The 12435-nt window shown below is 59.1% G+C and carries 13 protein-coding genes; 9 read left to right on the forward strand and 4 right to left on the reverse strand.

The genetic code is table 11. The annotated features are described in order from the left end of the window. Positions 1-6 precede the first annotated feature (6 nt). The 5 genes from AAE029_RS03065 (at position 7) to AAE029_RS03085 (ending at position 6361) form a co-directional block, all read left to right on the forward strand. Positions 7-858 (forward strand): CoA transferase subunit A, encoded by an 852-nt coding sequence (locus tag AAE029_RS03065; protein ID WP_371071311.1) that lies wholly within the window; start codon positions 7-9, stop codon positions 856-858. A 10-nt stretch (positions 859-868) separates the two neighbouring features. Continuing rightward, entirely contained in the window at positions 869-1654 is a 786-nt protein-coding gene (locus AAE029_RS03070) for a CoA-transferase subunit beta (RefSeq protein ID WP_371071312.1), read from the forward strand. Continuing rightward, positions 1654-2859 carry a 3-oxoadipyl-CoA thiolase gene (gene pcaF, locus AAE029_RS03075; RefSeq protein ID WP_371071313.1) on the forward strand — a complete coding sequence of 402 codons (1206 nt, stop codon included), beginning with the start codon at positions 1654-1656 and terminating at the stop codon, positions 2857-2859. Before AAE029_RS03070 ends, pcaF begins: the two co-directional genes overlap by 1 nt. A 221-nt stretch (positions 2860-3080) precedes the next feature. Further along, on the forward strand, positions 3081-5237 hold the full coding sequence (gene glgX / locus AAE029_RS03080; RefSeq protein WP_371071314.1) for a glycogen debranching protein GlgX: 2157 nt from the start codon (positions 3081-3083) through the stop codon (positions 5235-5237). Between the two features lie 23 nt (positions 5238-5260). Beyond that, the gene (locus tag AAE029_RS03085; RefSeq protein WP_371071315.1) at positions 5261-6361 is read left to right on the forward strand and encodes a DNA topoisomerase IB; all 1101 of its coding nucleotides are present in this window, start codon (positions 5261-5263) and stop codon (positions 6359-6361) included. Positions 6362-6371: 10 nt separating this feature from the next. Here the strand turns inward: AAE029_RS03085 and AAE029_RS03090 are convergent, their stop codons facing one another. Continuing rightward, entirely contained in the window at positions 6372-6932 is a 561-nt protein-coding gene (locus AAE029_RS03090; protein WP_371071316.1) for a DJ-1/PfpI/YhbO family deglycase/protease, read from the reverse strand. 145 nt (positions 6933-7077) lie between these two features. Here AAE029_RS03090 and AAE029_RS03095 point away from each other — a divergent pair, with 145 nt between their 5' ends. From AAE029_RS03095 to ligD, 4 genes are all read left to right on the forward strand, one after another. Next, complete coding sequence (locus AAE029_RS03095) at positions 7078-7569, forward strand: cupin (RefSeq protein WP_371071317.1); 492 nt, start codon at positions 7078-7080, stop codon at positions 7567-7569. 86 nt (positions 7570-7655) lie between these two features. Next, entirely contained in the window at positions 7656-7925 is a 270-nt protein-coding gene (locus AAE029_RS03100) for a hypothetical protein (protein ID WP_371071318.1), read from the forward strand. A gap of 27 nt (positions 7926-7952) precedes the next feature. After that, entirely contained in the window at positions 7953-8180 is a 228-nt protein-coding gene (locus tag AAE029_RS03105) for a DUF2188 domain-containing protein (protein WP_371071319.1), read from the forward strand. Between the two features lie 23 nt (positions 8181-8203). Further along, complete coding sequence (gene ligD / locus AAE029_RS03110; RefSeq protein ID WP_371071320.1) at positions 8204-10717, forward strand: DNA ligase D; 2514 nt, start codon at positions 8204-8206, stop codon at positions 10715-10717. A 138-nt stretch (positions 10718-10855) separates the two neighbouring features. Here ligD and AAE029_RS03115 read toward each other — a convergent pair whose 3' ends face one another. The 3 genes from AAE029_RS03115 to AAE029_RS03125 all read right to left on the reverse strand — a co-directional run bounded on the left by AAE029_RS03115 (position 10856) and on the right by AAE029_RS03125 (position 12307). Beyond that, positions 10856-11593, reverse strand: coding sequence for a glutathione S-transferase (locus AAE029_RS03115; RefSeq protein ID WP_371071321.1), 738 nt, complete (start codon positions 11591-11593; stop codon positions 10856-10858). Positions 11594-11600: 7 nt separating this feature from the next. Continuing rightward, complete coding sequence (locus tag AAE029_RS03120) at positions 11601-11900, reverse strand: DUF3175 domain-containing protein (protein WP_371071322.1); 300 nt, start codon at positions 11898-11900, stop codon at positions 11601-11603. Between the two features lie 233 nt (positions 11901-12133). After that, positions 12134-12307: a hypothetical protein gene (locus AAE029_RS03125; RefSeq protein WP_371071323.1), complete on the reverse strand. Its 174-nt coding sequence runs from the start codon at positions 12305-12307 to the stop codon at positions 12134-12136. Positions 12308-12435 lie beyond the last annotated feature (128 nt).

Below are 12435 nucleotides of genomic sequence, written 5' to 3' on the forward strand. Positions count from 1 at the left end.
AGGCCTATGGCGAAGATCGTATCGCTCGCCGAAGCGGTGGCGGAAAATGTCAGGGATGGCGATAGCGTCGCCATGGAGGGGTTTACGCATCTGATCCCCTATGCGGCGGGTCATGAAGTCATCCGGCAGGAGAAGAAGGATCTCTACCTGATCCGCATGACGCCCGACCTCCTTTATGACCAGTTGATTGGCGTCGGCGCCGCCCGCGGCATGAAGTTTTCCTGGGGCGGCAATCCGGGCGTCGGCTCGTTGCACCGCTTCCGCGACGCAGTCGAAAACCAGTGGCCGCGGCCGCTCGAAATCGAAGAACATTCGCATGCCGCCATGGCGAACGCCTATGAGGCGGGTGCCGCGAACCTGCCTTTCGCCATGCTGCGCGGCTATATCGGCGCCGACCTGCCGAAAGTGAATCCGAACATCAAGAGCGTCACCTGTCCGTTTACCGGCGAAGTTCTGGCCGCCGTTCCGGCAATCCGGCCGGATGTCTCGATCATCCATGCGCTGCGAGCCGACCGGCAGGGCAACGTCTTGCTCGAAGGGATCGTCGGTGTACAGAAGGAGGCAGTCCTTGCCGCCAAACGCTCGATCGTCACCGTCGAGGAGGTCGTCGACGAGCTGAACCCGCCGTCGCCGAATTCCGTCGTGCTGCCGAGCTGGGCCGTCACCGCGGTCGCGCATGTCCCTGGCGGGGCATTCCCGTCCTATGCGCAGGGGTACTATCCGCGCTCGAATGCCTTCTATATCGCCTGGGATGAGATCGCCCGCGATCGCGACAGCTTCCAGGCCTGGATCAAGGAAAATGTGATGAATGCGAAGCCGGAAGACTTCGCCAGGCATGCCAAGAAGAAGGCAGCGTGAGGAGGCGACGATGACCGATTTCACACCCACCGAAATGATGACCATCGCGGCTGCCCGTGCACTCACCAATGACGATGTCTGCTTTGTCGGCATTGGCGCGCCTTCGGCAGCCTGTAATGTCGCCCGGCTCACGCACGCGCCGGACATTACCCTGATCTACGAGAGCGGAACGGTCGGTACCAAACCTGACATCCTGCCGCTGTCGATCGGCGACGGCGAGCTCTGCGATACCGCGCTCTTCACCGTCTCCGTGCCGGAGATGTTCCGCTACTGGCTGCAGGGCGGTCGCATCACGACCGGCTTCCTCGGCGGCGCGCAGATCGACCGGTTAGCGAACCTGAACACGACAGTCGTCGGACCCTATGATCATCCGAAGGTTCGCCTTCCGGGCGGCGGCGGCGCACCCGAGATCGCCAGCAATTGCGGCCAGATCTTCATCACCATGGCGCTCTCCAAGCGCGGCTTCGTCGAAAAGCTGCCCTTCATCACGTCGATGGGTCATGGCGAGGGCGGCAATCACCGCGAACGGCTCGGCATGAAGACTAAGGGCCCGACGCGCGTCATCACCGATCTCTGCATCATGGAGCCGGATCCCGTCACCAAGGAACTGACGGTCGTGTCCATCCATCACGGCGTCACCCGCGAGCAGATCATCGAGAATTGCGGCTGGGCCATCAAGTTCGCCGATAAGGTGATCGAGACGCCGGTGCCGACCGAAACCGAGCTCGCGGTTCTGCGCGATATCAACGCGCGCACCAAGAGGGCTCATCAGGGCGACGGCAAGGAGGCCGCGTAATGACCGAAGCCTATATATGCGATTATATCCGCACGCCGATTGGCCGTTTCGGCGGCTCGCTCTCATCCGTGCGCGCCGACGACCTCGGCGCCATTCCGCTGAAGGCCCTGATGGCGCGCAACGTATCCGTCGATTGGGACGCGGTGGATGACGTGATCTTCGGCTGCGCCAACCAGGCGGGCGAGGACAATCGCAACGTCGCGCGCATGTCCCTGCTGCTTGCCGGACTGCCGATCTCGGTGCCCGGTACGACGATCAACCGTCTCTGTGGTTCGGGCATGGACGCCGTAATCACCGCCGCCCGCGCCATTCGAGCGGGTGAAACGGAACTGATGATCGCCGGCGGCGTCGAGAGCATGTCGCGCGCGCCCTTCGTTATGCCTAAGGCGGAAACCGCCTTCTCGCGCAATGCCGAAATCTATGACACCACCATCGGCTGGCGCTTCATAAACCCGTTGATGAAGAAGCAATATGGCGTCGATTCCATGCCGGAAACCGGCGAGAACGTCGCCGAGGACTACAAGGTGAGTCGCGAGGATCAGGATGCCTTCGCCGTGCGTTCGCAGGCAAAGGCTGCTGCCTCGCAGGCAAGCGGCAGGCTCGCCATGGAGATCACCTCTGTGACGATCCCGCAGCGCAAGGGCGATCCGATTGTCGTCGAGAAGGACGAGCATCCGCGCGCCACGACTATGGAAGCGCTGGCGAAACTGCCGACGCCCTTCAAGAAGGAGGGCGGCACGGTGACGGCGGGCAATGCCTCAGGCGTCAACGACGGAGCCGCAGCCCTTATCATCGCTTCGGAAGCCGCCGCGAAAAAGCATGGCCTGACTCCGATCGCCCGTATTCTCGGCGGCGCGGCGGCAGCGGTTCCCCCTCGCGTGATGGGCGTTGGCCCAATTCCGGCCTCGCGCAAGCTCATGGCACGCCTCGGCATGAGCGCCAGCCAGTTCGATGTGATCGAACTCAATGAGGCCTTCGCCTCGCAGGGTCTGGCGGTGCTACGCGAACTCGGCATTGCCGACAACGACCCCCGCGTCAACCGCAACGGCGGGGCGATCGCGCTCGGCCACCCGCTTGGCATGTCAGGCGCCCGGATCACCGGCACTGCCGCGCTGGAGCTCAAGGAGATCGGTGGGGGCTACTCGCTCTCCACCATGTGCATCGGCGTCGGCCAGGGCATTGCCGTGGCGCTTGAACGCGTCTGAAATCTTTCGCGTGCACGTAAACGTAACACCCGGCCCCGGAAAATCCGGCGGCCGGGTTTTCCGTTTCAGGAAAGACCGTCACTGCAGCGGCAAGGATGAGTTCTCTCTAAATTTCGGATTTCATTAAGGAACATTCATACCCCCTCCACGTTTCCGATTGCGGGGTACGGTGAACCAAACACTCCGTGGATCCACGAGGAGAGAAACAGGACTGTGACCATATGAGCTATTCCTTTTCGGAACTCGATTTCCTGAAGCCGGAACTGGGCGCTGAATATGTCGGGACCGGCACTCACTTCGCCGTATTTTCCGCCCATGCAGAAAAGATCGAACTTTGCCTCTTCTCCAACGACGGAAAAAAGGAGATCGCCCGCCTGCCGCTGCCCAAGCGCGAGGGGGACATCTGGTCCGGCTACATCGCCGATCTCGGCCCCGAAACGGTCTATGGCTATCGCGCCCATGGTCCCTATGATCCGGGAAACGGCCACCGCTTCAATCCCAACAAGCTGCTTCTCGATCCCTACGCAAAGGAAGTGATGGGCGAGCTCGAGTGGAACGACGCCCTCTTCGGCTACACGATCGGAGAGGACGGTGACGACCTTTCTTTCGATGAGCGTGATAGCGCCCCCTTCATGGTGAAGGGGGTGGTCCAGGATTCGGCATTCGACTGGTCGGGGGAAGAAGCAATTCGACGTCCCTGGACGGAGACGATCATCTACGAGACGCATGTGCGCGGCATGACGATGACGCATCCCAAGGTGCCGGAAAAGCTGCGTGGTACCTTCCTCGGCATGTGCAGTGATCCGATCATCGATCATTTGACGAAGCTCGGTATTTCGGCGGTAGAGCTGCTGCCGATCCAATACTTCCTTGACGATCGCTATCTGGTGGAGCGCAAGCTCCGCAACTACTGGGGCTATCAGACGCTCGGCTTTTTCGCACCACAGCCGCGCTACATGTCCGGCAGCCGCATCACTGAATTCAAGACAATGGTGAGGAGGTTCCACGCCGCCGGCATCGAAGTGATCATGGACGTGGTCTACAACCATACCGCGGAAGGCTCCCAGCATGGCCCGACGCTCAGCTTCCGCGGGCTCGACAACGCAAGCTACTACATTCTTTCGCCTGAGGATCCGCGTCACACGTTCGATACCACCGGCACGGGTAATGCGCTCAACGTCGCTAATCCCATGGTGATGCGCATGGTGCTCGACAGCCTGCGCTACTGGGTGGGCGTCATGCATATCGACGGCTTTCGCTTCGACCTTGCGAGTACGCTTGGGCGTCAGGATCTGGAATTCGATCGGCAGGGCATCTTCTTTGGTGCGATCCGACAGGACCCGATCCTTGCGGGCGTAAAGCTCATCGCCGAGCCCTGGGATGTCGGCCAGGGCGGCTATCAGGTCGGCGGTTTCCCGCATCCCTTCCGCGAATGGAACGACCAATTCCGGGACGCCGTCCGCCGCTTCTGGAAGGGCGACGGCGGAGTGGTTCCGGAGCTTGCGGCGCGGATTACTGGCTCGGCACAGCAGTTCAACCATTCCGACCGTGGTGCGACTTCATCCATCAATCTGCTGAGCGCCCATGACGGGTTCACGCTGATGGACACGGTTTCCTATGACGGCAAACACAATGAGGCGAATGGCGAAGACAATAATGACGGCCATTCCGACAATCATTCCGACAACATGGGCGCCGAGGGAGATACCGACAATCCGGACATAATCAATGCCCGTACGCGGCGCCGCCGAAACATGATGGCGACGCTCCTCTTGAGCCAGGGCGTCCCGATGATCCTCGCCGGCGATGAAGTCGGCAACAGCCAGGGTGGCAATAACAATGCTTATTGCCAGGACAATGAAATCGGCTGGATCGACTGGTCGGGTCGTGACGATCCGTTCCTCGACTTCTGTCGCAAGGCAGTCGCCTTCCACAAGGCCCATCCGGTGTTGCGGCAGGAACGTTTCCTGACCGGCGAAAGCACGGAAGACGGCCGCGTCGAGATCGCCTGGTACAAGCCCGACGGCAATTTCATGGACGAGGCAGCCTGGAATGACGATGAGCTGCGTATCCTTGGCGTCCTGCTCTCGAAAAGCGTTCATGCGCTCGACAGTGATACGATGGACGACCTCTTTCTTATCTTCAATGCCGGCGGCGACTGCGACTTCAAACTCCCTGAAGCAAACGGCATCAAGCGGTGGGAAAGGGTATTGGAAACCGGCGCAGACGATGCTTTTACGGTTTTTCAACCGGATAATCCGGTAACGATCTACGCGGCGAGCGTTGCGGTTTTCGCCCCAAGGCCCACGACGCCGCCAGCCGAGCCGGAAAGGCAGCGGCGGCGATGGTTCCAGTTCGGTCGCGGCCGTCAGCGATAGGTGGGGGTCCAAAGAAGTACGATATGAACGGCGTATCCATCAGCGAACTGGGCTTGATCTATGTGAGCGATACGGAACCAGGCATCCGCCGCCGCCGACAAGGCCGAGGATTTTGCTACAGGCTGCCGAACGGCAGGCTCCTCAGCGATCCGATCCAGAAGAAGAGGATCGCAGCCCTCGGCCTTCCGCCCGCCTACGAGAATGTCTGGATCTGCCTACAGGAGAACGGCCACTTGCAGGCAACCGGTTACGATGCTCGCGGCCGCAAGCAATATCGTTATCACAAGGACTGGCAGTCGTTCCGAAGCATTGAAAAATTCGACCAGCTCATCGAATTTGGCCAAGCATTGCCGAAGATGCGCCGTACCATGCTGAGGCATCTGGAAGCGGGACCCGAGGACGTCAACGGCGTGCTCGCAGCACTTGCGACCCTGCTCGACGAGGCGCACCTGCGTGTCGGCAGCCCAGCCTACACCAGGGAAAACGGTACCTATGGCGCCACCACGCTGCTCAAGCGGCATCTGAAGATGGCCGATGGGCGGATTGAACTACAATTCGTCGCCAAGGGCGGCAAGCGCGTCAGGCGGAGCCTCAGACATCCGCGGCTGCAGCGCATTCTGGAGGAGATCGCGGATCTTCCAGGCCGACAACTCTTTGTCTGGAAGGACGAAAGCGGCACCCTGAGGTTGATCGACTCGGGCCGTCTGAATGCCTATCTGGCGGACATATCGGGCATGGCCATTTCCGCAAAGACCTTCCGTACCTGGGCGGGAAGCGTGGCGGCCTTCTCCGCCGCACGCGACGCGCTTGCAAAGGGCACCAGGCCGACTGTCAAGGAAATATCCGAGGCCGCGGCTGCGATTTTGCACAATACGCCGGCCATCTCCCGTTCGAGCTATATCCATCCTGCAATCATCGCACTTGCCGACAAGGGCCGTCAGCCGAGCGAAGACGAAATCAAGCCGTTGCTGGAGCCGCTGCGCGGCCTGCGTGCCGAAGAGAACCGGCTACTCGACTTTCTGATACGTGCAGCGGGACAGGTGGAAAAGGCGCCGCTGCTTGTGGCGTCTGGAATGGCAAGTCCGCCATCGGCCAAAGCCAAGGCGGACTTGATATCCTCGTAGGAAAGCTCGCTCACGCCGCACGGCGATAGTGGCGACCTTCCTCGACTTCCTCGACGATCTTGTTGACGAAGGCCTCGAGATCAGAGGGCGAACGCGATGTGATGATACCCTCGTCGGTCACGACCTTCTCGTCCTTCCAGGTCGCACCCGCATTCTTCACGTCGGTCTTGATCGAGTGATAGGATGTTGCCTGGCGGCCGCGCAGCGCATCGGCCTCGACGAGCAGCCAGGGAGCATGGCAGATTGCGGCAACGATCTTTCCCGACTTGAGGAAATCACGAACGATGCGCATCGCATCTTCGTCGACACGCAGCTTGTCGGGATTGATCTGACCGCCGGGAAGGACGATGGCGTCGAAATCATCGACCTTAACGGCCCTGGCGCTAAGATCCACATTCACACTGTCGCCCCAGTCGCCCTTGTCCCAGCTCTTGATGCTGCCATCCTTGATGGAAGCGATCTTGACGTTGGCGCCCCGCTTCCTCAGTTCATCCAAGGGGACACGCAGCTCCGAGCGCTCGTAGCCATCGGTGGCAAGTATCAGGATTCGTGCGGAGTTGATGGAAGGCATGGATTCGTCCTTTCCTGCTTCTGTGGAATTCGGGATGCGATCCTAGAACCGGTAACGCACGCAATCGTTCCGATAAATTTGCAGGCTGCGGGAACCTCCGGAACACGATGATGTTAACGTGGCAGATCAAAGGAGGGAGGGTGCAATGAACCCGCAAATCATCAGATTCGACGCTGGCGACTGGGTGCCGAACAATCCAAATTTTCCCGTTCTTCTCTATCGGGCAGTGCTGGCGGATGCCGACAGGGCAAAAGGCTTCGAGGAGCTTTTCAGAAGGAACGGGTGGGTAGGCCTCTGGCGCAATGGTGTCTATCCTTTCCATCACTATCATTCGAACGCTCATGAAGTGCTTGGGTTTGCTCGAGGAACTGCCCGACTGATGCTTGGCGGACCGACGGGGGCCGAACTGGAAGTATCGGCGGGAGACGTTGCCATTCTTCCTGCCGGCACCGGCCATTGCAGATTGAGCGCCAGCGACGATTTCCTGGTGATCGGCGGCTATCCGCCCGGAGAGGAGTACGACCTGTGCCGACAGGCGGCGACGCCGGAGCAAATGCGGTGCATTCGCGAGCTACCGGCGCCGAAGACCGATCCGGTTACTGGAAATCATGATGGTCTGGTCGCGACCTGGCGGTGATCCCGGGTCAACGACACATCGGAACCTTTGCGCGTCTGGATAGTTGAAAACCTTGAAACCGGACAAGGGCTTGAGGTGTTTTCACTATGGCGAACGTCCGCAAGATCGATCGCGCAAACGGAAAGATGGACGGCCGGGATCGACTGATCGTCGCCCTTTACGCGCAGCTTAAAGCCGAGCGTGAAACCCGTGAGGCCCTGGAATGGGTCATCCGCAATGGCGGTCTTTCGAAGGAGGTGCTGGAGGCGATCGCCAGCGATCCCGTGCCCGTCGTCACGAGCGAAGATATCGCCTCGGTGGAAAAGATCATTGCGCTCGAGGAGCGACGGAAGACGTCGTCTGCCAAGGACGAATAGCAAAGAGGTCGAGGAAGGAATCCCATCATGGTCGACATCGCCTATGAGATCGTGCCGCATGACAATGGCTGGGCTTACAAGCTCGGCGAGACCCTCTCCGAGGTCTATCCAACTCCGGAGCTAGCCATGGATAGCGCCCGCAGCGCCGCTGCACGCCAGAAGATCGGACAAGGCGATGCGAAAATTATCTATCCTGCCCCCGATGGTGGCTGGCAATCGCAATCCGTCAGGACCGACAGCTCCGGCACGTCCTAGGCAATCGGGGAGGAAGGTCGACCATGGCTCTCGAAACCTATGAGGCGAAACGCAACTTCAAGCTCACGCCGGAACCCCGTGGGAAGAAAGGGCGCAGCCAGGGCTTCAGCTTCGTGATCCAGAAGCACGACGCGACGCGTCTGCATTACGATTTTCGCCTGGAAATGGACGGCGTCCTTAAAAGCTGGGCCGTGACTAAGGGGCCGAGCCTTGATCCGGAAGATAAGCGGCTCGCCGTACACGTCGAGGATCATCCGCTCGCTTACGGTGATTTCGAGGGTATCATTCCCAAAGATCAATATGGCGGCGGCACCGTTATTGTTTGGGATCGCGGTACTTGGACGCCTCTCGATGACCCGCGCAAAGGTTACAAGAAAGGCCATCTGGAATTCGAGCTCGACGGCGAGAAGCTGAGGGGCCGCTGGCATCTCGTGCGCATGCATCCCCGCAAGGGTGAGAAGCGGGAAAACTGGCTGTTGATCAAGGGCGACGACGCCGAAGCGCGCCGCAACGGCGAGGCGGATATCCTCGAAGAACGACCGGAATCGGCAAAGACCGGCCGGCTGATCGAGGAGGTCGCGCAGAAACCGGACGACACCTGGAATTCCAAACCGGAGACAGGCGCGAAAGCCACAAGGCGCCCCGCCAGAAAGGCGAGGTCATCTGCCCCCCATGACTGGCCAAAAGGTGCAAGGAAGGGAGCGATGCCGGATTTCATCGCTCCCGCTCTTGCCCTGCTGAAGCCTAAACCACCTCCCGGAGACCGGTGGATCCACGAGATCAAGTTCGATGGCTACCGCCTTCAGGCACGAATTGAGGACGGGGAGGTGAAGCTCCTCACCCGGAGCGGGCTGGATTGGACCACGAAATTCGGCAAGGCGATCATCGATGCTTTCGCTGCGCTTCCGGTCAAAGCGGCGGTAGTCGATGGCGAGATCGTGGTCGAACGCGATATCGGCGCTTCGGATTTTTCGGCACTTCAGCATGACCTCAGTCAGGGGCACGACGATCGCTTCATCTTCTATGCCTTCGATCTTCTCTATCTCGATGGCTACGATCTGAGGAATGTTGCGCTGATCGAGCGGAAAGCCCTGCTGGAGAAACTGCTGCCCACCGGCGACGGGAAACTTCGTTACAGCGTGCATTTCGACGAAAGCGGCGGATTGGTACTTAATCATGCCTGCCGTCTGAGCCTGGAAGGCATCATTTCGAAAGACCGTAACAGTAAATATGTGTCCGGGCGGACAGGACAGTGGATCAAATCCAAATGCTCTCAGAGGCAGGAATTCGTGGTTGGCGGTTATGTGCCATCCACCACGATCAAGAATGCCATCGGGTCACTAGCCTTCGGCGTCTACGAGGACGACAAGCTGAAGCATATCGGTCGTGTCGGCACCGGCTATACGGTTGCGGTGGCGAAGTCTCTCTATGAGCGGCTGTCAAGGATGGAACAGAAGGAGAGTCCTTACGACGACACGCTGTCGGCAGAAGAGCGCCGGGGCCTCGTCTACGTGAAACCGGAACTTGTCGGCGAGGTGGAGTTTCGGGCATGGTCTGCCGATGGTAATCTTCGCCATGCCGCCTTCCGCGGATTGCGTGAGGACAAGCCCGCCAAGGACGTGGTTCGCGAGATGGAAAAGACACCGGCGAAAGCCCTGCCGAAAACGGCCGTGCAACTCACGCATGCCGACCGAATCTATTGGCCGGACGAAGGTGTGACCAAGGAAGGATTGGCCGACTATTATGCGCAGGTCTGGCGCTTCATGGCGCCGTACGTTGTTAACCGGCCGCTTGCCCTGTTGCGCTGTCCCGATGGGATTACAGGTCAACGCTTCTTCCAAAAGCATGCTTGGAAAGGCATCAATCCTCATATCGCGCAGATCACCGATCCAAAGGACAAGGAAGGCGAGAAATTCCTGCGCATCACCGACTTTGACGGCATGATCGCGCTCGTGCAATCAGCTGTGCTGGAAATCCATCCTTGGGGCACGACGACGGATCACTGGGAAAAGCCGGATATAATCATCATGGATCTCGATCCGGCAGAAGACGTGCCCTGGAGCGATGTAACTGCGGCCGCCTACGAGTTGAAGGAACGCCTTGAGGCGGCTGGGCTTGTTCCCTTTGTCAAAACATCCGGCGGCAAGGGGCTGCATGTCGTCGCGCCCCTGAAGCCGAAGGCAAACTGGAACGACGTCAAGGCCTTCGCCAAAGCACTTGCCGACGGCATGTCCGCTGACAATCCTGACAAATATCTGGCGACGGCAACGAAAGCGAAGCGGACCGGCAAGATCTTCATCGACTATCTGCGCAACGGCCGCGGCAACACTGCCGTGGCAGCCTATTCGACGCGTGCGCGCGCAGGAGCATCAGTCTCGATGCCTGTTGAATGGAAGGAACTCGGCGACGGCATAGGTCCGGCCTATTTCACGGTCGACAATACGCCTCCAAGACTGGAGGCGCTTCCAACCGATCCGTGGGAGGGCCTTTTCGCTGCAGCCGAGCCGCTGAGTGCGAAAAGGAAGAAGGCACTCTAAGGCATGTCGCGCAAAAGTGTGCAGCGGTTTTGCGGCAACGACATGCATCAAACAATAAGCTAAAAGCTGTCGCGTGAATCTCCTTTCATGCGACAGGCTTTAGAGTTCAGACAAACGCGCCATGGCCCTCTCCGAATATCACGGTGCCTCCATATCGAGCTCGGGATAATGCCGAAAGATCCCCTGCTCATTGAAAGCAAGGCGACGGTCGGATTTGAGATAGCGAGCGATATTCGGTCGCACTTCGACCGCATCATGCACGCCGGCGATGGCAGGATATTTCCTCTGGTAATCCCTCATGGCCTTTGGGAAGGCGTAGTTAAGCCCTTCCACGATCTGAAAGAGCGACAGATCCACATACGAGAGTGAAGTGCCGACGATATGCGCGGAGCCATTGGGGTTCTGCTGCAGGACCTGCTCGAAATAACCCAGGAATTTCGGAATGCGCTCCTTTATGAACGCGGCCGACCGCGCCTTGGCTTCTCTCTTCTGGTCTTCGTAATAGAGCGACGTCGCGATCGGGTGATGCGTGTCGTGAACCTCCGCGACGAAATCGGTCACGGTGAGCTGCAAACCGTTTGCCACGTAACGCAGATTTTCATCCGTCGGCGCTAGTCCGAGTTTGGGCCCAAGATAGAAGAGGATGTTGGCGACATGGGGAACGATGAGATCGCCATCCTTCAGAAAGGGAGGAGCAAAGGGAATCTGGGGCTCGCTCCTGCTTTCCATCAGCCGCATCATCGCACCGGTGCCACCGCCGTTTTTGGCTGGGCTGCGGGCGACATCGATATAGTCCGCGCCAGCCTCCTCGAGCGCCAGGCGGACAAACTCGCCGCGTCCCTGAATGCCGTCCCAATAGTAAAGCTCATATGCCATGCCGACCTCAATGTTTGGGTTCGCGATCAAAATCCTTGCGCAATTCGTCCTTGGTCCTCTCGAGCGTCGCTTTTTGCTTCTTCGTAAGCTGGTCGCCCGCGCGGTTGATGTAGAAGGTCAGCATGGACATCGCCGAACGGTAGGGACTGGATTTGCGCCTGTGACTGGATTCTGCGGAGTGCTTGAGTGATGCGGCAATCTTCTTCGGATCATCCGACTTGAATACACCTTCCTCGAGATCCAGCGCATCACTGGTTTCCGTGACTTGTTTTGACCATTTCTTCTTGCTTGTGGTTTGCTTGACCATGGCGTTATCCTCGCTGCTTGCCTCCGCCCGCCATCTGCTTTCGGATAAAGCCTGTTTTCCTCGATTGTTCCCCGGCATTTCTTACGAAAGCCGGATAGCGAGCCGATCGGCTAGAGCGAATGCCGAAAAGTGTGTGCGGTTTCGGGCGATGTCCCGCGCTAACTCTTTGATTTAGAGACGGATTCAGATTTAAGGTCGATTCGACCTGAAATCATCCGGCTCTAGTGCCGCAATTATTCCTGAGGGGCCGCAACGGGTCGGCTCACCACTTTGGCTGGAACTGAGGAAGGCCGCGCTTGCGAGGCGGGCGGGGCGCGAAATACGAAGCCAACCATGTAGTCGATGACAGCGACCAGAGCGAGTGCGCAGGCCAGATAGATTGATGCGACGGTAAAAAGTATAGACATGGCTCCCGCCTCAAATCGGGGTAATCATGAGATAGCAGCTTGCGACAAAGAGCGAGACCAGAATGGCTTCCAGATACCCCGAATTCATGGCGGAAACTCCTCGTTTTGGCCATAAACAGCGCTTGTGT

The organism is Sinorhizobium sp. CB7 (assembly GCF_041357635.1).
In the GTDB taxonomy this organism is placed as follows: domain Bacteria; phylum Pseudomonadota; class Alphaproteobacteria; order Rhizobiales; family Rhizobiaceae; genus Rhizobium.

Bases quoted from the DNA above. Each gene is read 5' to 3' on its own strand.
- AAE029_RS03065 (WP_371071311.1), top strand. From the start codon at position 7: ATGGCGAAGATCGTATCGCTCGCCGAAGCGGTGGCGGAAAATGTCAGG.
- AAE029_RS03070 (WP_371071312.1), top strand. From the start codon at position 869: ATGACCGATTTCACACCCACCGAAATGATGACCATCGCGGCTGCCCGT.
- pcaF (WP_371071313.1), top strand. From the start codon at position 1,654: ATGACCGAAGCCTATATATGCGATTATATCCGCACGCCGATTGGCCGT.
- glgX (WP_371071314.1), top strand. From the start codon at position 3,081: ATGAGCTATTCCTTTTCGGAACTCGATTTCCTGAAGCCGGAACTGGGC.
- AAE029_RS03085 (WP_371071315.1), top strand. From the start codon at position 5,261: ATGAACGGCGTATCCATCAGCGAACTGGGCTTGATCTATGTGAGCGAT.
- AAE029_RS03090 (WP_371071316.1), bottom strand. From the start codon at position 6,932: ATGCCTTCCATCAACTCCGCACGAATCCTGATACTTGCCACCGATGGC.
- AAE029_RS03095 (WP_371071317.1), top strand. From the start codon at position 7,078: ATGAACCCGCAAATCATCAGATTCGACGCTGGCGACTGGGTGCCGAAC.
- AAE029_RS03100 (WP_371071318.1), top strand. From the start codon at position 7,656: ATGGCGAACGTCCGCAAGATCGATCGCGCAAACGGAAAGATGGACGGC.
- AAE029_RS03105 (WP_371071319.1), top strand. From the start codon at position 7,953: ATGGTCGACATCGCCTATGAGATCGTGCCGCATGACAATGGCTGGGCT.
- ligD (WP_371071320.1), top strand. From the start codon at position 8,204: ATGGCTCTCGAAACCTATGAGGCGAAACGCAACTTCAAGCTCACGCCG.
- AAE029_RS03115 (WP_371071321.1), bottom strand. From the start codon at position 11,593: ATGGCATATGAGCTTTACTATTGGGACGGCATTCAGGGACGCGGCGAG.
- AAE029_RS03120 (WP_371071322.1), bottom strand. From the start codon at position 11,900: ATGGTCAAGCAAACCACAAGCAAGAAGAAATGGTCAAAACAAGTCACG.
- AAE029_RS03125 (WP_371071323.1), bottom strand. From the start codon at position 12,307: ATGTCTATACTTTTTACCGTCGCATCAATCTATCTGGCCTGCGCACTC.